Origin of the sequence: Nocardia altamirensis NBRC 108246 (assembly GCF_001612685.1) — a bacterium.
Classification (GTDB): Bacteria; Actinomycetota; Actinomycetes; order Mycobacteriales; family Mycobacteriaceae; genus Nocardia; species Nocardia altamirensis.
In genome coordinates this window covers 22,257-45,756 of sequence record NZ_BDAY01000005.1, presented here as the reverse complement: position 1 = coordinate 45,756, position 23,500 = coordinate 22,257, and the positions used below count along the sequence as shown (strand labels likewise).

23 protein-coding genes and 4 tRNA genes are annotated in these 23,500 nt (G+C 66.0%); 11 read left to right on the top strand and 16 right to left on the bottom strand.

The window, feature by feature from the left end:
• Positions 1-24: 24 nt before the first annotated feature.
• Positions 25-912, bottom strand: a complete 888-nt coding sequence (locus NA11_RS02245; protein ID WP_069160012.1) for an ABC transporter ATP-binding protein — start codon at positions 910-912, stop codon at positions 25-27.
• A gap of 105 nt (positions 913-1,017) precedes the next feature.
• Here NA11_RS02245 and NA11_RS02240 point away from each other — a divergent pair, with 105 nt between their 5' ends.
• Positions 1,018-1,770: an alpha/beta fold hydrolase gene (locus tag NA11_RS02240; protein ID WP_069160182.1), complete on the top strand. Its 753-nt coding sequence runs from the start codon at positions 1,018-1,020 to the stop codon at positions 1,768-1,770.
• Between the two features lie 108 nt (positions 1,771-1,878).
• Here the strand turns inward: NA11_RS02240 and NA11_RS02235 are convergent, their stop codons facing one another.
• Positions 1,879-2,418 carry a GNAT family N-acetyltransferase gene (locus tag NA11_RS02235; protein WP_439957035.1) on the bottom strand — a complete coding sequence of 180 codons (540 nt, stop codon included), beginning with the start codon at positions 2,416-2,418 and terminating at the stop codon, positions 1,879-1,881.
• The gene (locus NA11_RS02230) at positions 2,418-3,629 is read right to left on the bottom strand and encodes an MFS transporter (protein WP_069160180.1); all 1,212 of its coding nucleotides are present in this window, start codon (positions 3,627-3,629) and stop codon (positions 2,418-2,420) included. Before NA11_RS02230 ends, NA11_RS02235 begins: the two co-directional genes overlap by 1 nt.
• Before the next feature lie 178 nt (positions 3,630-3,807).
• On the opposite strand from NA11_RS02230, the gene NA11_RS02225 reads away from it, so the two are divergent.
• Both NA11_RS02225 and NA11_RS02220 read left to right on the top strand, forming a co-directional pair.
• On the top strand, positions 3,808-5,040 hold the full coding sequence (locus tag NA11_RS02225; protein WP_141717351.1) for a cytochrome P450 family protein: 1,233 nt from the start codon (positions 3,808-3,810) through the stop codon (positions 5,038-5,040).
• 58 nt (positions 5,041-5,098) lie between these two features.
• Positions 5,099-6,658 carry a flavin-containing monooxygenase gene (locus tag NA11_RS02220; RefSeq protein ID WP_084653962.1) on the top strand — a complete coding sequence of 520 codons (1,560 nt, stop codon included), beginning with the start codon at positions 5,099-5,101 and terminating at the stop codon, positions 6,656-6,658.
• Here NA11_RS02220 and NA11_RS02215 read toward each other — a convergent pair.
• Positions 6,655-7,683: a YncE family protein gene (locus tag NA11_RS02215; RefSeq protein WP_069160011.1), complete on the bottom strand. Its 1,029-nt coding sequence runs from the start codon at positions 7,681-7,683 to the stop codon at positions 6,655-6,657. The genes NA11_RS02220 and NA11_RS02215 overlap by 4 nt on opposite strands.
• A 139-nt stretch (positions 7,684-7,822) precedes the next feature.
• On the opposite strand from NA11_RS02215, the gene NA11_RS02210 reads away from it, so the two are divergent.
• Positions 7,823-8,728 (top strand): LysR family transcriptional regulator, encoded by a 906-nt coding sequence (locus NA11_RS02210; protein WP_069160177.1) that lies wholly within the window; start codon positions 7,823-7,825, stop codon positions 8,726-8,728.
• Positions 8,729-8,824: 96 nt separating this feature from the next.
• On the opposite strand, the gene NA11_RS02205 is transcribed toward NA11_RS02210, so the two are convergent.
• On the bottom strand, positions 8,825-9,937 hold the full coding sequence (locus NA11_RS02205) for a hypothetical protein (protein ID WP_069160010.1): 1,113 nt from the start codon (positions 9,935-9,937) through the stop codon (positions 8,825-8,827).
• Between the two features lie 606 nt (positions 9,938-10,543).
• On the opposite strand from NA11_RS02205, the gene NA11_RS02200 reads away from it, so the two are divergent.
• Entirely contained in the window at positions 10,544-11,491 is a 948-nt protein-coding gene (locus tag NA11_RS02200) for a hypothetical protein (protein WP_245745678.1), read from the top strand.
• On the opposite strand, the gene NA11_RS02195 is transcribed toward NA11_RS02200, so the two are convergent.
• A complete protein-coding gene (locus NA11_RS02195) occupies positions 11,457-12,686 on the bottom strand; it encodes a sigma factor-like helix-turn-helix DNA-binding protein (protein ID WP_069160008.1) in 1,230 nt (409 codons plus the stop codon). The two genes, NA11_RS02200 and NA11_RS02195, sit on opposite strands and share 35 nt — an antisense overlap.
• Before the next feature lie 90 nt (positions 12,687-12,776).
• Complete coding sequence (locus NA11_RS02190) at positions 12,777-13,841, bottom strand: cobalamin-independent methionine synthase II family protein (RefSeq protein ID WP_069160007.1); 1,065 nt, start codon at positions 13,839-13,841, stop codon at positions 12,777-12,779.
• A gap of 272 nt (positions 13,842-14,113) precedes the next feature.
• On the opposite strand from NA11_RS02190, the gene NA11_RS02185 reads away from it, so the two are divergent.
• Entirely contained in the window at positions 14,114-15,088 is a 975-nt protein-coding gene (locus NA11_RS02185; protein WP_245745693.1) for a zinc-binding dehydrogenase, read from the top strand.
• Between the two features lie 9 nt (positions 15,089-15,097).
• Here NA11_RS02185 and NA11_RS02180 read toward each other — a convergent pair whose 3' ends face one another.
• The gene (locus NA11_RS02180) at positions 15,098-15,559 is read right to left on the bottom strand and encodes an AAA family ATPase (protein ID WP_167837537.1); all 462 of its coding nucleotides are present in this window, start codon (positions 15,557-15,559) and stop codon (positions 15,098-15,100) included.
• A gap of 101 nt (positions 15,560-15,660) precedes the next feature.
• Here NA11_RS02180 and NA11_RS02175 point away from each other — a divergent pair, with 101 nt between their 5' ends.
• Positions 15,661-16,833, top strand: a complete 1,173-nt coding sequence (locus tag NA11_RS02175; RefSeq protein WP_245745677.1) for an alpha/beta hydrolase — start codon at positions 15,661-15,663, stop codon at positions 16,831-16,833.
• Between the two features lie 149 nt (positions 16,834-16,982).
• Positions 16,983-17,339: a hypothetical protein gene (locus NA11_RS02170; protein WP_069160004.1), complete on the top strand. Its 357-nt coding sequence runs from the start codon at positions 16,983-16,985 to the stop codon at positions 17,337-17,339.
• 504 nt (positions 17,340-17,843) lie between these two features.
• Here NA11_RS02170 and NA11_RS02160 read toward each other — a convergent pair.
• The 3 genes from NA11_RS02160 to NA11_RS02150 all read right to left on the bottom strand — a co-directional run bounded on the left by NA11_RS02160 (position 17,844) and on the right by NA11_RS02150 (position 19,432).
• A complete protein-coding gene (locus NA11_RS02160) occupies positions 17,844-18,578 on the bottom strand; it encodes a maleylpyruvate isomerase family mycothiol-dependent enzyme (RefSeq protein ID WP_069160002.1) in 735 nt (244 codons plus the stop codon).
• 31 nt (positions 18,579-18,609) lie between these two features.
• Positions 18,610-18,963, bottom strand: coding sequence for a VOC family protein (locus tag NA11_RS02155; protein ID WP_069160001.1), 354 nt, complete (start codon positions 18,961-18,963; stop codon positions 18,610-18,612).
• Between the two features lie 151 nt (positions 18,964-19,114).
• On the bottom strand, positions 19,115-19,432 hold the full coding sequence (locus tag NA11_RS02150) for a DUF222 domain-containing protein (protein WP_245745675.1): 318 nt from the start codon (positions 19,430-19,432) through the stop codon (positions 19,115-19,117).
• Positions 19,433-19,797: 365 nt separating this feature from the next.
• Here NA11_RS02150 and NA11_RS44585 point away from each other — a divergent pair, with 365 nt between their 5' ends.
• Together NA11_RS44585 and NA11_RS02145 are read left to right on the top strand one after the other, a co-directional pair.
• Positions 19,798-19,941, top strand: coding sequence for an SMI1/KNR4 family protein (locus NA11_RS44585; protein WP_141717349.1), 144 nt, complete (start codon positions 19,798-19,800; stop codon positions 19,939-19,941).
• 134 nt (positions 19,942-20,075) lie between these two features.
• Positions 20,076-20,600 carry a hypothetical protein gene (locus NA11_RS02145; RefSeq protein WP_069160000.1) on the top strand — a complete coding sequence of 175 codons (525 nt, stop codon included), beginning with the start codon at positions 20,076-20,078 and terminating at the stop codon, positions 20,598-20,600.
• A gap of 171 nt (positions 20,601-20,771) precedes the next feature.
• Here NA11_RS02145 and NA11_RS02140 read toward each other — a convergent pair whose 3' ends face one another.
• From NA11_RS02140 to NA11_RS02120, 5 genes are all read right to left on the bottom strand, one after another.
• Positions 20,772-21,350 carry a hypothetical protein gene (locus NA11_RS02140; protein WP_069159999.1) on the bottom strand — a complete coding sequence of 193 codons (579 nt, stop codon included), beginning with the start codon at positions 21,348-21,350 and terminating at the stop codon, positions 20,772-20,774.
• Positions 21,351-21,448: 98 nt separating this feature from the next.
• Complete coding sequence (locus NA11_RS02135) at positions 21,449-22,096, bottom strand: DUF6461 domain-containing protein (protein WP_069159998.1); 648 nt, start codon at positions 22,094-22,096, stop codon at positions 21,449-21,451.
• A gap of 545 nt (positions 22,097-22,641) precedes the next feature.
• A tRNA-Val gene (locus tag NA11_RS02130) sits at positions 22,642-22,716 on the bottom strand.
• Between the two features lies 1 nt (position 22,717).
• A tRNA-Cys gene (locus tag NA11_RS02125) sits at positions 22,718-22,788 on the bottom strand.
• A gap of 46 nt (positions 22,789-22,834) precedes the next feature.
• Positions 22,835-22,907, bottom strand: a tRNA-Gly gene (locus NA11_RS02120).
• 343 nt (positions 22,908-23,250) lie between these two features.
• Between NA11_RS02120 and NA11_RS02115 the strand changes: the two genes are divergently transcribed.
• Positions 23,251-23,322: transfer RNA gene (locus NA11_RS02115), tRNA-Val, on the top strand.
• The last annotated feature ends 178 nt before the right edge of the window (positions 23,323-23,500 follow it).

The window sequence follows — 23,500 nt, the reverse complement described above, 5'->3', positions numbered from 1 at the left end:
GAATTCTCCTGTGTGCTATGCGGATCAGCGGCCGTAGAGTCCGAAGAAGATCTGCTCGAGGTCTGGTTCGGTCGAGAGCACGCTCACCAGCTCGTACTTGGCCGCAACCTTGAACAGCGCGTCGACTTCCCCTTCGGTGGTGCAGCGCACCGTCTTTCCGTCGATGCTCAGGTCGCGGACGGCGGGCAGCTTGGCGAAGTCGTCGGCGAAAACGTCCTCGCCGAACACCAGCTCCACCGATCGCGGTGATCGGCGGCGCAGGTCTTCCACGTTCTCGGTGCCGAGCAGCTTGCCTGCGCGCATGATGACGGCCCGGTCGGCGGTCTGCTGGACCTCGCTGAGGATGTGCGAGGACATGAACACGGTCTGCCCGTTGTGCTTGGCCTCGGTCACCAGCTCCAGGAACCGTTGCTGCAGTAGCGGATCCAGGCCCGAGGTCGGCTCGTCCAGGATCAGCAGGTCCGGGCGGTGCATGAAGGCGGCGATGATTCCGACCTTCTGCTTGTTGCCCTTGGACATGGCGCCGACTTTCTTGGACAGGTCCAGGTCGAGCAGCTCGGCGAGCTCGATGATCCGCTGGGCCGGCACCGCGGTCGCGCGCTGGTCGGCGAGGAAGCCGAGCAGATCGCGCGCGGTGTTGCGGCCTTCGATCGCCAGTTCGCCTGGTAGGTAACCGATTCGCTCGCGCAGTTGCGCGCCGCCTTTGCGCGGGTCGATGCCGAGCACCTCGACCTGGCCCGCGGTGGGGCGGATCAGGTCGAGCAGGATCCGGATGGTGGTGGATTTGCCCGCGCCGTTGGGGCCGAGGAATCCGAACACCTCGCCCTCGGCGACCTCGAGGTCGAGATCGGTGATCGCGACGTGCTTGCCGTAGTTCTTGGTCAATCCTTCGGTGCGAATCGCGGCGGTCATGCGTGCTCCTGAGTCTTAACTGTTCTGTAAGGACTGATATGTTCAGTAAAGACTGAACAGTCAGAACATGTCAACCCCTCGATGGGCTGCCGCTACGATCCGGTCATGACGAAGTTCACGACGTGGGACGGCCTGGAACTCAACTATCGGGTGTGGGAGGGCGAGGGTGTTCCCGTCGTGCTGCAGCACGGTGTGGTCGCGGATACCAACGCGAACTGGATGAGCACCGGCGTGGTCGGCGCACTGCAGGCGGCCGGGCGCACCGTGGTCTCGCTGGACGCGCGCGGGCACGGCCGCTCCGACAAGCCACACGACCCGGCGCGCTACTCCTGGGAGTTCATGGCCAAGGACGTGCGCGCGCTCTACGACGAACTCGGCTTCGATCGTGTTGTGCAGGTGGGGTATTCGATGGGCGGGATCATCTCGCTGCTGGTCGCCGCCGCCGACGACCGGGTCGAGCGGCTGGTGCTCGGCGGCATCGGCTCCGGCGTGCTCGACTGCGGCGGCGTCGACCGCCGGGTGGTCGAGCTGTCCCAGCTGCAGATCGCGATGGGCGACGACAACGGCGAAGCCCCGCCGCTCGCCATGATGTTCCGCATCCTCGCGGACGCGGTGCACGCCGACCGGCAGGCCATTCAGGCGGTCGCCACCGGCCTCGATACCAGGCCGATCAGTGGTGTGGCCGATATCAAGATGCCGACGCTCGTGCTCGCGGGTGACAACGATCCGTTCGCCGCCGAACCCGAGCGCCTCGCCGAGGCGCTACCGAACGGCACGCTCGCCGTGGTGCCCGGTGATCACCTGATGGCCGTGATCGCGCCGGGTTTCCATGCGGCGCTGGTCGATTTCGTGAAGTGAGTATTTCGTGAAACGAGTGCGGGCATTGACGGGCTCGCTCGGCGTGCGCACTGCGATGCCCACTCCGCAAATGCGCTCGGCGTGCAGTGAATCCGCGGACTTCCGGACTCAGAGCACCAAGCGCATCACATAGTCGTTCTCCACCCGATTGCCGAGGGTGAAGGTCTTGGTGCCGACCTCGACGAACCCGTGCTTGCCGTAAAACCGCTGCGCACGGACGTTCTCCTCGTTGACACCGAGCCACACCCCGGCAAACCCGCCCTCGCGCGCCCGCTCCAGCGCCGCGAGCATCAGCGCCGTCGACACCCCGCTGCCGTGATGGCCCGGCAGCACGTACATCTTGCTGATCTCGAGCACCGGCCGCAGATCGACCGCTTTCGCGACCTCGGGATCGGCCGGGTCGCCCGCGATGAGCATCGCGTAGCCGACGATGTCGTCGCCCGCGACGGCCTTGAGCACCGTCTTGGCCGGATCACTCAGATACTCGCCGAATCGTTCACCGGACAGCACATCGGCGATGAAGATGTCGATGTCGTCGGGAGTCGAGCCAGGCGGGCAAGCCAGTGGAAAGGTAGCTGCTGCAACGTCGCTGAGTTCTTCGGCGTCCCATAGACCGGCCCGGTCCACGGTGACTGGGATGCTGCTCATCAGTCCAGTACAGCATGCTCACTGGAAGAGGTGGGATGTTTGTCCCCCTCGGGTCGGGAATGGAACACCCGTGCCAGTCCGATCACCGCCGCGGCGAACACCAGCGGAATCACGAAACCGACGCGGTGCCCGAAGCCTGCCGCGACCGCGCCGACCACGCCGCCGCCGAGCAGCGTGCCCGCGTAGTTGAACAGATTCAGCCGGGCGATCATGGCATCGAGGGCGCGGCCGCTGGTCAGTTGCCCAGCCTCGCTGAAGCACAGCGGCGCGATCACCGGAATGCCGACACCGGCGATCAGGAAGCCGATGATCGCGACGACCGGGTTCGGCGCCGCGATCACGATCGCCAGGCCGACTACGCCAGCGGCCGCCGCGGTGCGCGCCACCCGCCGCGGGCCGAAGCGGCGCACCAGCACATCGCCGGTCAGCCGCGCGACCAACGAGGTGCCCTGATAGGCCGCGAGCGCGAGCGCCGCCGTCGCCGACGAGGCGAGCAAGTCCTCGGTCAGGTAGAGCGCGGACCAGTTGCCCACCGCCAGGTCGACCGCGAACACCAGCGCGATCGCGATCCCGAACACGAAATACGCCCGCAGCGCGACCGTTTCGACGTCCGCGGGCTCCTCGGCCGGTCCCGCCTCCGCCTCCTGCGGGCCGAGCAGCCGCGGACCGAGCACAAGCCCGACGACGAGCACGATCCCCGCCGCGCCGAGCAGCGTCTCGCGCAACGTCACATCCAAGGCCTCGCACCCCGACACGAACAGCGCGCCGGCAATCGATCCGGCACTCCACGCGGCGTAGAAGGACGTGAGAATGAATTGCCCGTACCCGTGCTGAATGAACACCGCCTGCATGGTCTGGCTCGCGTCGACGATGCCGACCGCGATCCCGTAGCCGCCGAGGCAGCCGAGTAGCACCGCCGTGTTGGGCGCGAACGCGGTCGCCGTTCCGGTGATCGTGATGAGCAACAGGCCGATGCGCAACGCCGCCCGGCTCGACCAGCGCAGCGCCAACCGCTCGGCGGTCAGGCTGCCGACGGCCGCGAGCAGCGACACCAGCACCACCGAGCCGACGATCAGCTCGTCGGACAGGCCGAACTTGTCCTTCTGCTGTGGCAGTTCGGTCAACACCACGGCGAAGAAGAAACCTTGCAACCCGAACGCGACGGAGTTCGCGATCCGGGCACCCCGCAGCACGGGTGCGATCGAACTCATCTGCGCAGGGTAGCGGGGTTGCGCCGCGCTCGCGCAGCGAATCGTCGCGCCCATGCGGCGGCGATCGACAATGGCGATCGGCCGGATGATCACCGCGGCCGGGTCTGGCCGTCCACCGTGGCGGATGTCACTATCGAAGAGCCGCAACGTAACTCGTGAACGCCGGAGGCCAATCCAGATGCGAGAGCTGCCCGCCGATTTCTTCCGTGCACCATTCGCCTTCTATCGGCAGCTGCGCGCCGAGGGGCCCGTGCACCGGATCCGGCTGCGCAATGGGGTGCGCGTCTGGCTGGTCGTCGACTACGACGCGATCAAAGAGGCGCTGCGCCACCCCGATATCCGCAAGGACCCGCACACCGAGATCGGCGCGCAGGCCAGGCAGGCCGGCGCGGGCGCGAGTGGCGTTGCCGCCGCCAACATGCGCTTGAGTCATCATCTGCTCAATGCCGACCCGCCCGTTCATTCGCGGCTGCGCAAACTGGTCACACCTGCGTTCGCGCCCGCGCGGATGGCGGCGCTCGTGCCGCGGATCGAGGCGATCACGGACGAGCTGCTGGACGGGATCGATCGCGCCGCGGGCGCCACCGGGCGGGTCGACCTGTTGGAGGAGTACGCCTTCCCGTTGCCGATCACGGTGATCTGCGAGCTGCTCGGCGTGCCCGCCGAGGCACGCGCGCAGTTCCGCGAATGGTCCGCCGCGGTGGCCGACCCCCCGATGTCCACGCCGGAAGGCATGCGCAACGCGACCAACAGCATCGTCGACTTCTTCGACCACCTGGTGGCGCTACGCCGCGACCGCGGGCTCGGCGACGACCTGATCTCCCAGCTGCTCACCGTCGCCGAGGACGGCGATCGGCTCAGCCACGACGAACTGATCTCGATGGCGTTCCTCATCCTGGTCGCCGGGCACGAGACGACGGTCAACCTGATCGGCAACACCGTGCTCGCCCTGCTGACCGATCCGGATCGATACCGCGCGCTGCGTGCCGACCCCGACGCCGTCGTGCCGCTTGTCGAGGAGACGCTGCGCTTCAACAGCCCGGTGAACACCGCGACGCTGCGCTATACCGCCGCACCCGTCACGCTCGGCGGCACCGAGATCCCGGCGGGGGAGATGATGCTGGTCGCGCTCGCCTCCGCCAATCGTGACGAACGCCATTTCGCCGACCCGACGGTGTTCGATCCGGACCGGCCTGCCAACCACATCGCCTTCGGCCACGGCATCCACTATTGCCTCGGCGCGGGCCTGGCCCGAGTCGAGACCCGTATCGCGTTGACCAGGCTCGTGCAGCGCTATCCGGAGCTGCGCCTTGCCGTCGACAATGACGAGCTGCGCTGGCGGGAGAGCATTCTGATCCGCGGTCTGCTGCATCTTCCGGTGGATTTGGCGAGCGCTCCGGCCATGCGCTGAAGGCCGGTTTCGGCGAACCGACTTTGCTGTGCGCGCTTAGCGACGTAATCTCCTGCGCATGACGAGCGGAAACCGCATCGCGATCGTCGGTGCGGGTATCGCAGGTCTTGCCTGCGCGAAAGTGCTGATCCAGAAGGGTTTTCCGGTCGAGATATTCGACCGTGCGCCCGATGTCGGTGGCGTGTGGAGTGCGACCCGCAGGTACCCGGGACTGCGAACGCAGAATTCGAAGAACACTTATCACTTTTCCGACTTCCCGATGCCTTCGGATTTTCCGCGGGTGCTCGACGGGGAGCAGATGCAGGCGTATCTTGCCGCCTACGCCGAGCGCTTCGGCCTGCTTGCGCACTTGCGGCTCAATACCGAGGTGGTCGCGGCCGACCCGGTGGACAGCGGCTGGCTGCTGGAGGTCAAGGACGAGACCGGCATTCATCGGAGCTCCTGCGATCACCTGATCATCGCCAACGGTGTGTTCAGTGAGCCAGCGGTGCCCGATTACCGCGGCATCGAGCTGTTCCGTGCCGCCGGTGGTCAGCTCGGTCACGCCTCGGAGTTCGTGGAACTCGAAGCGGTGCGCGGCAAATCGGTCGTTGTGGTCGGATACGGCAAATCCGCCTGCGATATCGCCGAGGCGGTGAGCGATGTGGCGGCCTCGACCACCGTGGTCGCGCGGCGCCTGCTGTGGAAGATGCCGCGCAAGATGGCGCGCGTCTTCGACTACGAGCAGCTGATGCTCACCCGTTTCGGCGAGGCGCATTTCCCGCACCGGCAGCCGGGTCGGATGGATCGGTACCTCTCCGGGCCAGGTCGGTCGTTCCGGGTCAGCAATTTCGATCTGATCCAGGAGCTGGCCACCAAGCACATGCGCCTGCGCGAACTCGATCTGCTCCCCGAGGGACGGTTCGAGACGATCGCGGAGAGCACCGTCGGCCTCACCACCGAGAACTTCTACGAGCAGGTGGCGAACGGGCGCATCGTGGTGCAGCGCGACACCACCATCACCGAGATGCACGGCGGCCGCGAGGCGCCCGCCGTGCAACTGTCGAACGGGCAGCTCATCCCGGCCGACGTGGTGGTGTGCGCCACCGGATTCCAGCAGCGGGTGCCGTTCCTGACCCCGTACATCCAGCGTCGGCTGACCGACGAGCACGGCAACTTCCGCCTGCACCGGCAGATCCTGCCGCTCGACGTGCCGAATCTGACCTTCGCCGGGTACAACTCGTCGGTGATCAGCACGCTGAACGCCGAGGTCAACGCGCACTGGATCGCCGCACTGCTCGCCGGGCAGCTGGACAACCTGCCGACGCCCGAGGTCGCGAACGAGCAGATCGATGCTCGGCTGCGCTGGATGGACGAACGCACGAGCGGGCACCACGCGCACGGCACCGCGATCACCCCGTTCTCCATCCGCAATATCGACGAGATGCTGTCGGACCTGAAGTTCCGGCTGCCGCTGCGGACTCGGCTCGCGCAGTGGTTCCGGACGGTCAAGCCGGAGTCCTACCGCGGGTTGAACGATCGGCGGCGGCAGGGAACTCCGGTGCCGAACGCGCCGGTGTTCGAGCATCCGGCGCCGCACGATCGGTATCCGGCCGAAACCCCGGGCGGTCCTCGCTAATTCGCGGGCGGAAGGTAGGCGAGTCCGTGCGCGCCCTGGTTGGGTCCGTCGACTGACGGATCCACCGCCAGCGTCGCCACCACCGTGCGCTGCGCGAGATCGACCACGCTGACGGTGCCGGACTGCAGGTTGCTCACGAAACCCGTTGCGCCGTCCGGGGTCGCGCAGATGTTGAGCGGCGCCGCCCCGACTTCGGTGTGCCCGAGCAACGCATACGTGTCCGCGTCGTAGCTCGACAGGACGCCGCCTGTCGCGCGAAACCCGCCGCGTTGCTGCTCGAATCGCCACTGCCCGACCAGGAGCGTTCCGGTGTCGGCGACGTGGACGGCGCTCGGCGCGGCCATCGTCGGGATGGTGTGCACGACGGTGTCGGTGCCGACGTCGATCACCGCTACCGCACGTGGGGTTTCCGGATGCTGCGTCAGCGCCGGGGTGGCGACGAACAATCGGGAGCCGTCGGGCGACAGGGCGAGACCTTCACTGCCCTGCACCGGGATTCGCCGTGTGGGCGCGACCCCCGCCGGATCGAGGACCGATACGAACGGCGCTGTCTTGTTGGTGGTGTAGGCCTTCTTGCCGTCCGGCGTGGCAACGGCCCAGTGCGGGACCCATGCGTCCGCCGAGATGCGACGCAGTGTGCGCCGGGTGTTCAGGTCGATCGCGAGCAGCGCGCCCGGACCCGCAGGCCCCGTTTCGACACTGGCGTAGAGCACCTCGCCGTCGATGTGCAGCCCATGGGGTGCGTGCTCCGGCGCGACATCGATGACATCGACGATCTGTTGCGCATCGACATCAATCACGGTGATTTCGTGGCTTTCTCCCTCGTGTGCCAGCCAGGTTCCGGCCCGGTAGGTGTGGCTCGCGTACAGCAGCCGGGTGCGCGGATCGAAGCAGAGTTCGTGGCCCTGCGGCAGCACATCGAGCTGCGCGGTGCGGGTCTGGGTGGCGAGATCGAAGAGGTTCAATGTGCAACCGCTCTGGCTGAGTACCGCTAGCCGCGCACCGGGTTCGAAGACAGGGGACATGGTTGTGCGTCCTTCCGACAAGGCATTTCGTTCGGCAGGACGGCGCCGTCATGATCAAAGGTAGGAGGCGCCACGGATTATCACCAGTGCAATGTTGGTAATCGACCATTGCGTTGGTGATAATCCATGAGTGGAGGCGTTGGACATGAACCTGCTGGTGGCCCTCGACGCGTTGCTCGACACGAACAGTGTCACGCGCGCGGCCGAGCGGCTGCACACGTCCGCACCCGCGATGAGCCGGACGCTGGCCCGGCTACGCCGGGTGCTCGGCGATCCGCTGCTGGTTCGTGCGGGCCGCAGCCTGGTGCCGACCCCGCGTGCGCTGGAATTGCGTTACGAGGTCAGCCTTCTGGTCGAGCAGGGGCGGGCGCTGCTGACGCCGCGGGGGACGATCGATCCCGGCGTCCTGAAGCGGAGCTTCGCGGTGCAGGCCGGGGACATGGTCCTCACCGAGCTGGCCGCACCGCTGCTGGCCGCGGTGCGGGCGCAGGCGCCCGGCGTGACGTTGCGCTTCCTGCCGGACACGCTGGAGGGCACTGCGGCGCTGCGGGACGGCCGGGTCGATATCGAGGTGGGTGTCATCGACCATGTCGATCCGGAGACGACCGTGCGGCGGGTGATCACCGATCGGATCATCGGGATCGCGGCGGCCGATCATCCGCTGCTCACCGACCGAGTCACGGTGGCACGCTTCGCGGCAGCGTCGCATCTGAGTGTGTCGCGCACCGGAGCCGCGCGCGGGCCGATCGACGACCGGCTGGCGTTGCACGGACGCACCCGTCGCGTTGTCGCCACCGTGCCGACGCTGACCACCGCCCTGTTCGCGGTGCGTGCCAGCGATCTGATCTGCCCAGGGCCCGCCATGCTCAGCCGCTCGGCGCTGCCGGGGCTCGGGTTGTGCGCCTTCGAGATTCCGCTGCCGCTGCCCGAGGTCGCGATCGGGATGGCGTGGCATCCGCGCAATACCGCCGACAGCGGGCATCGCTGGCTGCGTGAGCTGATCGCCGACCTGTTGACCAGGTCGGCGGAATCCGACGCCGCGTAAGGCGCTGTGGGCGGCTGCGCACGATGCATGTACAGACCCGTTGTGGTCCGCGCGGATTCGTTGTCCGGTAGGACCGGAGCGGTGCTTCGGCGGGTGTCAGGAGTGCGACGGCGGGCCGGACAGTCGGTAGTCCCGTGGGGTGTCGGTGGAGCGCTCGGGCTGGTAGCCCGTCGAGTTGAGATCGGTGGGGGGTGGACCGAACACATCGGAGCGACCGAGCGGCGCCGCCGCGGTCTTCTTCAGTTCGTCGAGCATTGCCTGCAGCTTGTCGACGTGCGTGTTGTCCACGGGGATCAGGTCTTCCTCGCCCGCGCGGTGTGCGCCGGTGAGCGCGACGCCGTTCTCCTCCGGCGCGGACCCGTTGGTGCGGCCGATGCTGTAGTCGCCGTTGGTCGAGGCCGCGGGGATCATGCTCTCGTAGGGCTTGTCGGGTGGCGCGGTGAAGTTCTGGTACGACGTGCTCGCCGGTTCGCGGGGCGTGGTGAAGTTCGATTGGCGGACCGGCAGCGGTTCGCGCGGAGTCGGCGCGGTGAAGTTCGCGGACGACGCTTGGCTCGGCTCTCGCGGCGTGGGGGCGGTGAAGTTCGTTCCGTTGCTCGACTCGTACGCGGCTGGCTCGCGGGGCGTGCTGAAGGTGCGCTGTGGCACCGAGTTCAGTTCGTGCGCCGCGGAATCGCGGGCCGGGGCGTCTGGCGTGCTGTCGTAGCGGCGGGAGACGCTCTCCCTGGTCGCGGCGGCGGTGTCGCGCGCGGTGGCGGCGGACTCGAAGGTCGTTGTTGTGCTCGCGGCGGCGGGCTCGGACGGCCTGCCGGTGCTCTCTCTGCCGAGGGGAGTGCTCGCGCCCGAGCCGGATTCGCGCAGGGCCGAGGTGCTCACTTCGCTGGCGGCGGCGTTCCTGCGCGAGGCCGCGCGCGGTAGCGGCGGGCGCTCGGCGCGCTCACCCTCCGGGGCGGCATGGGCGGAACCGCCGCCGGACTCTAGCTTCTCCAACCGTCGGTTGATGCCCGACATGTCCTGTCCGGCACCGAAAGCCCAGGCCTCGAGCTTGGCCAGTCGCGCTTCCACGCTGCGGTCGGTCGAAACGACGACCGGTGCACCGTCGACGCGGGCGGCCACGGCGTCCAGTTTGTCGCTGACCTCCCGGAGAACCGTCGCGATGCTCGCCAGCATCGCGCCGATCGACTCGCCGGCCTCTTGACCGTGCTCCATCCAGTACCCACTTCCCCGTGTCGGCTCAGCTCCCGCTGGGCCGGACGATTCTATCCGCCCGGTTCGAACTGCGCGGGGTCACGACAGTGCCACCGTCGTTCGCCCAGGGGCGGTTGTGTTGTCGGTTCACTCGCTGGCGCTCGGCCATGGAGATCGGTTCGGCGACCGGCTCCTTGGATCTGATCGAAGCAGCGTAGGCGGGCCGTCCCGCGCCGTTGCAGGCGGAGGTCGGCGCGATCCGGTTTGTCCGGAACAGCGTTGCTTACCCATCGGCGACAACCAACAAGCCGAGGCGCACCCCGGCTCGTAGCCTATGCGGTTTCCGGCGCTGGCGGCAGTCCGAACAACTGCCGTGCTGGGCAGCACGGGGATGTCGCAGGATGGCGGTAACTGTCAATCCACCGAACGATGCGTGTCGTTGCGGCCCGCTATCGCACCGAAATTCCTTGTGCCGCAGGTGGGACCAGGCGTTCGATCGGAAATCTGCCATTGTGGCGCACCCGGGCGCGGGGTAAAGGGGACTGGCGAGGTCGACGAGTCTGGCGCACTCTTGATCTATGGCGTAGGTCGCCAGACCTGCGGAGGTTTGGGCAGGGGAGTGGTCGCGTGAGAACGAAGCAGCGGGCGGAGATCGCCTGCGGTCGCCGGGCGATGCTCGCCGAGTTGGGTATAGCGGATGGTCCGGGCAGAGCCCGTCGGCAATCCGCCGGATACGGCTGTCAGTGTCCGGAATGTGAGACCGCGCAATGGGATATGCGGCGGCTGAAACACTGGATGTGCGGCAGGCTGCTCGCCTACGGCGCCGAGGTGGCCGAGGTGGACCGGCGGGTGGATGGGCTGCCCGTAGACATCTATTGGCGTAAAGGTGACAGCGAGTTCGTCATCGAGGTGCGCAGCGGTTCGCTGGAACGGGCTCTCGCGCAAGAACATACGGAGCGGTTGCGGGCCGCGGGCATCCGGGACGTGCTGTGGCTCTGTCCGCCCGGCTACTGGGTCGACTACCTGCACGCGCTCGGCATCGCCGACTTCGCCCCGCCCGCATGCGATTACCAGGCGGTGAGCGGCTTGCTCGACACCGCGAACAGCGCGGTCGCCGGGCCGCGCAAGGATCCGACGGAACTGCGGGACTTCATCGAAGGGTGGGTCACCGGCGATATCGTCTGGGGATATCGCGAGGTGATGACAGGAGGGTGGGCCACCGTGGCCGACTGGGAGTACCACACCAAGACGCAGGCGACGATCATCGCGCGACAGCGCCAGGAGCTGGTGAACCAGCGCACTGCGCTCGCACTGTCCCGGAAAACGGTGCGGGACAAGCAGAAGAACCTGATGAAGCTGACGACTCGACTGGAACGCGCGGAGCAGGAGGCGCAGGATCGCGCCGACTCACTCGCGCAGGCCCGCCGCAAGCTCGACGACCATCACCGCGTCGACACCTCGCTGCGCGCCACCATCAAGAGCATGCAGCAGACCATCAATCACTGGCAGCTGATGATGTGCTGCGCGATGATGCTGATCATCACGTTCGTGGCGGGTGCGATGGTGGTGCGCTGAGCCGGAACGGCGCGCGGTCCCAGCGCCAGTCGTTGCGCAGCACCAGCGTGACGAAATCGAGCAGCTCCAAGCCGGTTTCGTCGCGGACCTGCCGGACGGCGGCCCACGGCGCCGGGCCCTGGTCGAGCAACTCGGTCAGGCGTGCCGTGCTTCGCGCGTCGACCTTCCTGGCGAGCAGATCAGGCACGCCGATCAGGCTGCCGGTCCAGACCAGCCAGCCCCAGCCTCTGCCGTGTGCGTAGGCGCGGCCCGCGGCGGCCCGCACTCGATTGACGTGGAAGGCAACGTGTCCGAGCGGTTCGACGTCGATCAGCACGACACGTCCGTCGGTGAGCCTGGCGACGATGCTCGGGTAGCTGACGTGGTCGGCGCCGTCCAGCTCGTAGCTGACGGCGGCGGGCTGTTCCTGGAACGAGTCGACGAGGTCGCTGGCGTTGAGGATCCACAGCAGGCGCGCCTCCAACCCCGAGTCGAACGGCACGTCCCGCCCGACCTTGTCGAGGTAGAAGTGCCCGCGCCCGTCGTCGTCGCTGTCCACGGTGCGGGCCGACGCCGACGGCAGCGCGTCCGGTGTGCCAGACCCCGGCCAATCCACCTGTCCGAGCCAGGGATTCAGCTGGCTGGTCGCGCGCGGTTCGGCGTCGCGTAGCTTCGCCAGGCGTCGGTTCGTCTTCTTCTGCCAGGCCGCGATGCGCTGCGCCACGAAGCCCGCGACGCGCTTCGCGTCCTCGGACGCGTGCCCCGCGATGCGCAACTTCAGATACGACAGTTCGTGTGCCGCGAGATCGGTATCGGTGGCATAGGTTTCGACCAGCAACGCTCGGACCAGCTGCTGGTCGCGGGTGCCGATCGGATAGCGCCGTGCGAAGACCGAGGCCGCTCGATGCCCGCTCTGCGCGGCTTGCCGCAGCAGCTGGCCGACCGCCTTGGTGTGCAGCTGCCGGATCCGGTCTCGCGAGAGGTCGTAGCGGGCGCCGATGGTGGCCAGCGTCTCGGGCGGTGCGCCGGTGACGCCGAGCCGAGCGGACAGGATCTCCCCGTCCTTCGCCTTGCGGTCCGCCTGCATCGCGATCAGCTCGGCAAGCAGCTCGTTGACTTCCTCGACCTCGAACGAGATGTCGTCCTGCAGATCGAGGAGCTCGGGGTCGGTGCCGTCCGGCTCGATGGGCGCCTCGACCGCCCTGCTGACCGTCACGCTGCGACCCCCTGGCTCGGTTTCATGGTCCGATCAGCGTAATGCCGGGTACCGACAATTCCGCTGCACCGGCCAGGGGGTCGCCGCGCGTCAGACGCCCAGCTCCGCGGCGGCCAACTTCGTGCCGTCGATGCGGGCCTTGATCTTCGCGAACGCGGTCTCGCGCGAGGTGGAGGTGTCGTCGGCGAAGGGGGAGAACCCGCAGTCGTCGCAGGTGCCGAGCCGATCGACCGGGATATGCCTGGCCGCGGCGAGCACCCGGTCGCGGACCTCCTCGGCCGTCTCGACCCTCGGGTCGATCGGGTCGGTGACGCCGATGAAGATGCGGGCATCCGCGGGCAGGTGGTCGGCGATGAGCGCCAGGATCTTGTCCGGTTCCGGCTCGCTGGCCAGCTGGACGTAGAAGTTGCCCGCCTTCAGCTGCAACAGCTTCGGCAGCAGGCCCGCGTAGTCCACGTCGAGGCTGTGCGTCGAATCCTGGTCACCGCCAGGGCACGTGTGCACCCCGATCCTGGCCCGCTCCTCGGGCGAGAACCGTTCGAGCACCGTGTTGTTCAGCGCGATGAACTGGTCGAGCACGCCGCCGCTCGGATCGAGCTTCAGCGAAAGGCGCCCCTCGGTGAAGTCGAGCTGCACCACCGGTGCACCGGCGTCGAGACAGCCGCGAATATCGGCCTCGGCCTCGTCGGCCAGATCGGCGAGGAAGCTCTCCTGCGAGTAACCGTCGATGCCGCCGGGCGGGTACAGCAGGCTCAGCGCCGACGGGGCGATGACGGCCTGCTTGACCGGAACGGTGGCCTGCTCCTGCGCTGCCCGCAAATACTTTTCGGCATGCACCTGATACCGGAACGGGCCGCCGGTCAGCAACGGCAGTTGCCGCTGATGCCCGTCGGCGAACGGGATCACCACACCGTCGGGCGCCAGCTGGTCGAGCCCGGCGATCGGATAGGTGGCGAAACTGGGTTTGGTCTGCTCGCCGTCACTGACGACCGGCGAGCCTATCTCTTCCAAGCGGCGAACAGTGTCACTGACAGCTCGCTTTTGTTCTTCCGCGAGCGCAGCGTCATCGATCTCACCTGCACCATGGGCCGCCATCGCGGCCAGCAACTCTCGAGGACGTGGAATGCTACCGATTGGCTCCGTGGGGATGCTCACCTCCGCGAGTTTAAGCGAACCGTCTGTGACGCAAACCTCAAATCGATTGCGTCGGTATCAAATTGACGATCTCGGTGGATCAATTGGGATATGCGACAAGCTAGCGGGTGAGAATTCGTGACGGAACACAGTTCTCGTCTCGGGAACAAGATGGTTGCTGCGGTGGCTACAGGTCATGTATCACACCGGGCCGGTTTGCTCTCACTGCGCCGCCTCGGCCGGACATGATGAATGGAGTTCGAATTCCGATGAGCCGCAGTATTCCTGTCACCATGCGCGCCGTGGAGCAACCGACATTGACCGGTCCGTACGACATGCGGCTGCGCACCGATGTGCCGGTGCCAGCGCCGGGGCCGGGGGAGGTGCTGATCCGGATCACCGCTGCCGGGGTCAATTTCGCGGATGTCATGCAGACACACGGGACGTATGAGAACGGTCCGGCGGCGCCCTATCTGGCCGGGTTCGAGGCGGCCGGGGAGGTCGTCGCGCTCGGTGCGGGCGTCACGGGTCCTGCGGTGGGCGAGCATGTCATCGGCGCGGGATATGGCGCCTTCGCCGAATACATGGTGTTGTCCGCGGCGGGGGCGGCGGCGGTTCCGGCGGGCTGGACCGACGAGCAGGCGTTGGGTCTGATCCTCAACTGGGCTACGGCGTTGGCTGCGCTGAAACCGTTGGGGCGCATTGCTGCCGGGGAGATCGTTGTGATTCACGCGGCGGCGGGTGCGGTCGGCCAGGCGGCGGTCCGGATGGCAAAACATTACGGCGCCATCGTGATTGCCACCGCGTCGCCGGACAAGCACGACGCGGTGCGCGCACTGGGCGCCGACCATGTGATCGACTATCGAGCTACCGAGGTGACCGCCGAGGTGCTGCGGCTCACCGACGGGCGCGGGGCCGATCTGATCCTGGAATCCGTTGGTGGACAGACCTTCCGGTCCAGTCTCGCCGCTGCCAAGCGGGTGACCGGGCGGGTCGTCGTGTACGGCATCGCAGGCGGCGAGGCGAGCATCAGCAACCGGGAGCTGAATTTCACGTACCCGATCCACGTGATCGGCTTGCATGTCGGCATCCTCATCGAATCCGCACCCGCGGTTTTCGCTGACCTCATGACGGAACTCGCCGCCCTGATCGCCCTCGGCGTCTACCCGCCCGGACTGCCCACCGTCTACGACCTGGCCGATGCCGCGAAGGTGCTCACTCAACTCGAATCACGATCCACCGTAGGCAAACTCGCCCTCCGGCCCTGATCGGCGGTCCTAGCGGACGTGGTCCAGGACGGCGTCGGCGACCTGGGCCACGGGGATGGTGGTGACCACCTCCATGGTGGCGTCTTCGCGCAGCAGCGGTTCGACTGTTTCGAGGTAGTCGAGCACTTCGGCGAGTTCTTCCGGGTTCTTTCCGTAGGGGTTGCTGGTTCGGGTGCGTAGTCGCTCGACGAGGACGTCCGCTGGGGCGCTGAGCAGGATGATGTGGTCGAAGTGGGGGTAGAAGTCGACCTGGTTCCTGGTGGTTCCCTGGATGAAGAGCAGATCGCCGTTGTCTGGTGCGGTGGCCAGCAACGCGTCGATACGGTCTGCGCGCCAAAGGCTTTCGCCGTCGACTGTCTCGTAGTAGTCCCCGTAATCGGTGTCGACGACTCGATAGCCGCGCGCGGCAAGCTCATTCAACAGGGCGGATTTTCCGGTGCCGGACATTCCGGTGATCAACACACGTGTCACGAGGGAAGTCTAAGCATCGCTCTGTGCTACTCCGGCCGGCTTGTCTGCTGGGGATCTCTCCTCGGGCGGGAAGTGGTTGGTCGAGGGCCGCGGAAGTGTGTTTGCGCTGGGTATCGGCTGCCATCGCTCCGGCAACAAACTCGCCAAGCCCGGAATTTCGTTATTCGGACAATTCGCGGCGCGGCTTTGACGATTGGGCCACAGCTGCTGTGTTGTGCGCGCTGCCAAATGTAAAGTTCTGGCGTTCAGCGTTGGCAACAGCAAGGACGGTACACATCGTGTCGCTCGGGCCCGGAAATTATGCCGGACGTCGGATTGTCGGCATTCTCGCGATCGTCGCGATGATTCTTGTGCCGATTTCCTACACCCCAGCGAGCGCGCAGCCGTCGGCGGCGGCGGTGATCGACCACATCACGCCCAAGACGGACCAGTGGGAAGAGGTGTACGTTCGCTCGCCCGCGATGGGGCGGGTCGTCCAGCTCGATGTGCTGATTCCCAAGGACCAGGCTCCGCATCCCACCTACTACCTGCTCGACGGCGACGGTGGTAGCACCGAGCAGAGCACCTGGACGGCGAAATCCGATGTCGTGAAATTCTTCGCCGACAAGCCGGTCAACGTGGTGATGCCGGTCGGCGGCGTCGGGACTTTCTATACCGACTGGTTGCAGGACGATCCGAAACTCGGGCACAACATGTGGGAGACGTTCCTGACCCGCGAGTTGCCGCCGCTGCTGGACAAGGTGTTGCACGGCAACGGGATCAACGCGATCGGCGGCATATCGATGGGCGCGCATGCCGCGGCGGCACTGACGGTGCGCAATCCGTCGCTGTACCGGGCGGTGGCGTCCTACAGCGGCTGCCTGATTTCCAGTCGATACGACTATGGGACGGTGCGGTCGGCGGTCACGGTCAAGGGTGGCAACCCCGACAACATGTGGGGTCCCGCGGGCAATCCCGAATGGGACGCTCACGATCCCAGCCTGCACCTCGATCAACTCCGCGGTAAGGCGATCTACCTTTCCTCCGGCACCGGTCTGCCAGGACCGTCCGATTTCACCTACGACCCGGATTTCAGTTACCCGGTCGACACGTTCAACTCGATCGTCCTCGAGACGGTCGTCCACGATTGCACCGTCGCCTTCGACGAGAAACTGCAGGCGAACAATGTCGCCGCAACAGTGCGTTATTCGGATGTCGGCACCCATTGGTGGCCCTATTGGCAAGCCGCACTGCATGATTCGTGGGGGACGCTGAAGGCTGGACTCGGGCTGTAAACGCGCCGACGATCGAGCTTCCTTCGTAGTGTCTTTTGCGCATGACCGAAGGTCTGGGCCGCCTATGAGCGCGCAGTGATCCAGAAATGACGGCCGTGCAGGGATATTGGAACTCGGGTCGGGCCCGTTCGATTGGAGTTGATTCATACATGCGTCACCAGCTGGCGTTCAGCCTGGGCGTCACTGCCCTGGTCGCGAGCGCTGTGGCAGTGCTGGCACCCCAGGCCGCCGCACAGGAACTGGCACCTGGCCTCAATTGCGACCGTTTCGTCTGCCGCAACGACACCGATGACACCTACCGGGTGGAAGCTCTGGTGTCCTGCTCGGACTGGGGCGATCGCCGCATCACCCACGAGGTTCCCGTGGTCCGGAAGATCCGCCCGCGTACCACCCTCGACGTGACCCCCAGCTGCAACGCACCAGGGGAAACCTCGTCGCACGCGCTCTGGATCGACTACCGCGGCGCGTGGGTCGACAACCGCCCGGCAACGGGTTCCGCAGGCTAACCGGCCAGCAGCGACACCCCGGAGGCGCACCCAGGGTGTCGCTGCCATGCCCGGTCGCGGGAATGCCCCTGCCTATGAAGGCATTCCCGCGACCGGCGCAGTTGCGAGGACTCGCAGGCCGGCACCGTTGCGAGGAGGGGATGCACACGGACAGCCCGAACGGCTCGGGCCCGCGAGTCCTCGCCCCGCGGCGCCCATCCGGCAGACTTTCTTTCGATTGCATGAGGCCCGAATGGCAGATAGGTCCGCCGCTCCCTGGCCGGGCGAGGAGTCTCCGATAACCCAGCGCCCTCGTATCCGGGTGCTGAAACCCAGAATCCCCGAGATCTCGATGGTGGCCCTGGCGGTCGCTATCTTGCTGTGCGGCATTGCCGTTCGTCTGGCCGACTCCGACCCGATCGAGACTCTCCCGGAGATCTCTGACATCCCCTGTGTGAGCGGCGGATCCGACGGGATCGGCTCCATCCGAACCTGCTGACTGTGCACCCGTGGACACCGAGGCTTTTACTGAGTTTCCGCCGCGAGTCGAGTGCCAAAGGCAGTCAAGGTCGATTCGTCACCCCATGCGTTGACGGCTACCCCGCCGCGATCGCGATTCCACAGGTAGAGAAGCAGATCCGAAGGCTCACCCTGTAAACCAGAGTCTGCGGAGGCATCATCAGCGGCGCGATCGACGCCCTCCCGCCGCAGCGTGACCGCCCATCGATGATGCGCGCATCTCAACTGCACTGTGCGGCCCGCTCCTTCCTCCAGCACCGGGGTGTCGCCGAAGTCGTACGTGACAAATCCGACGAGCTCGTCGACCCCGTCCGCCGCCAAGTCCAGGTCGATATCGGTCCGGGTGCCGGCCGCGAGCTCGGCGTCTACCCGGTGCACGGCCGTCTCCAAAGCCATTCTGCGGTACCAGAATCCGACGGATTGGTCGGGTGGAAACCAGGTGTGCGTCGGTTGTTGTGGTTCGTGAGCAGTCAACTGCTCCAGCAGCGCGTCCCGTTGCGCGACGAACCATGCGCCGAGCGCGGACTCCTCCGGTTCCGGAATCCGCTCCTCGGCAGCTGGTTCCCGATCCAGCTTCATGCACAGGACCTTGTGCTCATAGACCTGGCCAACGTGCCGTACAAGGTCAGCAGCTGTCCAGCCCGGGCAGGACGGCACGACTCCTCGTGGACTTCGCTGAGCCGCCGCGAGCAACAACTCACTATCGGACCAGATCAGCTCGAGATAGCGCGCGAATTCCATGTCCCAATCCTTCACCAGATCGGAGCGCCGATCAGTAGTACTGCACGAGGCAGAATTCATGCTCTTCGGGATCCGCCATCACCACGACCACCCCTTGGTCATAGTCGTGCCGTTCACCAGTCCACCGGCCGCCGAGCGCAACGACCTGCGCGATCCCGTCGTCGATGTCGTCCACAGCGACGTCGAGATGCAGACGCACCTTGCTGTTCTTAGGCTCGGCCACCGGCTGAAAGACCAGCCGTGGCTGCTGGTCTCCCCGCTGCCCGAGATAGACCCACCCAGGTTCGGACGGCCCCGGCTCACGATCCAGCAACGCACTCCAAAACCCCGCCACCCGTTGCACATCCACACAATCGATCGTCACCCCAACCCACCGATTCACCATTCCGCCAGTATCGCTGTCCCCTCGCGCAACCCGTCACGGACATCCCCTGTACGAGCCGTAGTGGAGGCGGCCTCTGCTGGCGCTTACACGCTGATCGGGCAGTCAGTCCTTGCAGCCCTCCGAACAGAGGTCGAGGCACCTGGGCTCGGCCTCAACTTGCTGCGGCCAGCACTCTCCAGACCTTTCTGGAACGCGGGCGGGCTTGCGGAGCTGCGTATTCGATTCGTCGACGCGCTTCGTCGGTACTGATCCGGAGTAGATCGGTCAGCAGCTCCGCGGTGTCCCGATAGCCGGTGTCCGCGGCGAGACCGCGACGCTCTGCTTCGGCGACGGCCGCGCGCATGGCAGCATCCAGTCGTCGCCGGCGGCGTTCGGTCTCGACGAGGGTGCGCAGCAAGTCGACATCGGCCAGATCCGGCCATCCTGGTGCCGGAGCATCCGGCGCAAACGCGGTCGAATGTATGTTCACCCGAGTCAGCCTACCTCAAGATAGAACATATGTTCGATATTTCGTGTCACTGGACATGCTTGAGTCGGCGTCCCTGTTGGTTGGCCGACATCGCCCGAGATACGTTGCTGGACAGATGATCAGCGGGTAATGAGGTAACTGGCCTCTCGGCCGATGCCGCCGTCATTACCTCCTGATCAACTGACCAGTCGCGGTCGCCGTGCGCGCATCGGGATTTCAGCGTGGTCGGCGGCCCGGTAGCGGCGAACCTATCTGCCTGCCCGCGTTGACACGCAGCCGCAGGACAGTAGGTTTGCTGGAAAGTTCCCAGTCCGGGCCGCGGTCGGCCCGCGCGACAGTCGAACCAGCACTGTGCGGGAGGTTACGTGAGGATCGAGGACGTTCGGGTGGTCGGGGGACCGCTGGTGGTGGCGACGCCGGAAGAGGTCGACGCGCTGGCCGCGCAGCTGTGGATCACGTTCCCGGCCGGGTACCGGGATTACGTGACCCGCTTGGGTGAGGCGAGGTAGGAGGCGTTCGCATCTACCCGCCGTGGCGGATCGAGCAGGACCTGACGCAGTGGCGCCAGGGGATCAAACAGTATTGGTTCTGGGAGCAGGGGCGAAGTCGGGAACTGCTACCGAGGGATCGCGCGGTCGAGTGTGTGGTCATCGGGGACAACGCCGACGGCGACCAGCTGGTGTTCCACCCGTGCCGCCCACAGCGGTTGTTCATCCTGCCGCGCGATGACGAAGAGGTTGTCGAGGCCGGCGCCGACTTGCTGACCGCCGTCGACAAACTGAGAGTGGACGACGAGTTGACCTTCGAGCCGTGGGACAGCCGCACACTGGGCAGCGGAACCCCGGCAAGCGGGGCGACCGACGATCCACCAGGGCAATCGCTGGACGACATCGTCGCACTGGCTGAAGATTGGGCAAACCGCCACGCGGTCAAGACAGCCGCGCAAGCCCAACTGCGGCAACAAACCCCAGAGGACGCGAAGGCCGAACAGCTCTATGAGGGCATTCTGTTCGACGGCCCGCCTGGGACTGCCGGGTATCGAATCGCCTGGCGCATCGTGAACAACGAAACCGGCACTCTGCTCGGCCAGATCTACTGGCAACACACCAGTGGGAGCTACGGCGGCGGCTGGGACATGGAGACGTCCCCGACGAGGAAGTACGACTGAACAGTCCAGCACAACCTCGATGGGCGCCGAAGCGCCACCTGCCCGACATCGTTGCCCGAGTTAGCGCAGGCTCGCGGCCACGGAGGAGTCTTCCGCACACCGGGGCAGCGGCACGAATGACGCACTGCCACGCGGAAATTCGTCCTCGTCCGTCATTCGTTTCGTTGTGAGTCACACCATGTCAGGCCGACCGTAGATGCCCTCCTCCTCGGAGGGCATCGCGTCCCATTCGGTGTACACGCCGTCGCGCGACACCATGAACAGCGGGCGCGATCGGAGGGCTTGCCCAACATATTGCGCGCGCAAGAGGATTCCAGGATCATCCGGTCCTGCGTAGCCCTCGGGCGTGTAGCGAAATTGCACGCCGTTGGCCTCGGCGTACGCGATTTGGTCGCGCTCCAGCTCCGACAGGTCCCTCCCGACCAGCGGGATTCCGTCACAGGCGACCTGTGGACCATGCACGGCGTCGACAGCGATACAGAACAGCCCACCTGCTTGGCTTACATAAGCCGTAATGGCAGGCGTAGCAAGAGCCGCTCCGTGACGGTGGACTTCGACCTTCCGAGTCGGCGAGAAGATCGGGTAGTCCCGTGGACACTCACTGACCGTTGCCTGGCCGAGCACCCCAGCCGCCTCGGCCACTTCGTCAACGGTCATGCCGAACCGGAGCGGCCCGACGGCAACAGCCGGCGAATAGGACCACTCACCCCGTTCGACCGCCCCGACATCAGCTTCGGTGTTGAACCCCATAGTTGTTCCCCTGGAGAACCCTCGATGGTCACGATGACCACCGTTTGTACCAACTGACGAAGGTGTCGTTCTACCCAGGCGTGGGTGTCAGCCGCGCTTCATACCGTCCCGCACAGGTAGACCGTATCGCCGTAAAGCATGTCGTCAGTGACCCGGACTCCGGTGAGCCGTTCGGCCAGCGCGAAGGCGGCCGTATTGGTCGGGCCGACCTCTTCGCGGTGGTTGTCCAACTGGAAGCCGATCTGCTGCATCTCCGCGAGACACGCGTTCGGGGTACTGCCCCACCGGTCGCCAGCGTCCTGGGCCTGAAACTCCAGCCGGAGGTCGCCGTCCTCGAACCAGCGGAAATAGCCCTCGCCCAGGCAGTACGAGTGCGAGACGAGTGTTGTCCCTGCCGATACCGAGGCCATCAGTGTGGCGTTCATACCCAGGTAGCCGTTGCGCTCCACCGCTAGAGTCCAATCGCCGCCAGCCCCCGTCACTGTGGTTGCCCCGATGAACATTTCGCCGTCGCCGTGCAGGTCGGTCCAATCGTTGTAGAAGATCTCGGAGAACTTCTCGTCGAGGTACTCCTCGTCGCCAAGTGGTAGTGAGTCGAACTTGATCTGCGCACCGATTCGGTCCATGAACTCCCGTGGGGTGACTCCGCGAACGAGGGTCACACAGTACGCTTCGAACAGATCATCGCCCTTGATCCATTCGTAGTCGGCGGCCACGGCATTCGATCGTTCTCGACTCGATGACATGACATCAACTTACGTATCGTGGAACGAACGCTCGACAACCTCAGATCATTTTTCGATCATGCTTCAACGCGGGCGAGCCTGTCATATTTAGCTGTGCCGCATGATGTTCGACTCGTGTAAGACCAATTGTCGAAACGCCGTGTCCTGGACGAGCTGTGGGAGCTGGTTACGCCGCTGCTGCCCAAGTTCAGTCCGCGCCCCCAGAGCGGGGGCACCGCGCCGACTGACGAGCGGATGGTGTTCACTGCGGCGGGTGTTCGCGGAGACCCAGCGTCTACCGGGAGGAGCTATCCCTCGCCCTCGTTGCCTAGCGCCGTCGCGAGGTGGAGCTGCGCGGTGGCCGGAAGTCCAACAACAACGGGTTGACGATCGAGTCTTAGCGCCCGCGCAAGATCCGACTGTCGGTCGGCACCTATCAGCTCGGCGGGATCACGTACGACGTGTGCGGGTGCAACTTCGTCGACCACGACGCTGACTTATCTGGTGCATATCTGGTGCACAACAAGAAAGGCCCCCTCGAAAGGGGGCCTGACCTGGTACTACGGTGGTGCGCGATACTGGGATTGAACCAGTGACCTCTTCCGTGTCAGGGAAGCGCTCTCCCGCTGAGCTAATCGCGCGAGGTGGAGACGGGAATCGAACCCGTGTGCACGGCTTTGCAGGCCGTTGCCTCACCACTCGGCCACTCCACCGTGCGAAGGGGGACGGCGAAACTAGTTTGCCTTGCCCTACTCTTCGAGCGGATGACGGGATTCGAACCCGCGACCCTCACCTTGGCAAGGTGATGCGCTACCAGCTGCGCTACATCCGCGTTTCGCATCTCGGCGGCTTGTTCCGGCCTCCGTGGTGCGAGACAGAACATTAGCGGACGCCCGGTGAAAGCTACAAATCCGCTGGTAGAACGGGCGAAATCCGGAAGGTTGCCAGAGTGGCGGAGGTGGCCGGTGTGGTTGAGGAGGATTCGTAAGTTCGACTCACCCGTGGCGTGCTCATCCGCGTCAGGGGAGCGGCCTGCCCCGAGACGGACTGCCGCACACGATGTTCCACCCTCTCCCGGATGGCGATTTGGTGAACCGCCGGTGCCCCGTGCTAATGTTCCATCTCGTTCGGACGGCGCTTCGCCACCCGGGCACCCGCCATCTGGCAACAGTTCAGGTCCCATAGCTCAGCGGGAGAGCGCTCGCCTCACACGCGAGAGGTCGCTGGTTCGAAACCAGCTGGGACCACTTCACCGAGACTTGCTGGCAAGAATTCATGGCTACGACCCACTGGGTCGTAGCCATTCGTCGTTTATCGGCTGCCGTGGCGGCCAAGGGGCTCATGGCCGTTGGTTGGTGGTCACGGTCGAAGGCGGCCGGTTCGGGTGGGATCAGTTTCCGGACACAGCTACCAGTCCGCTGGCAG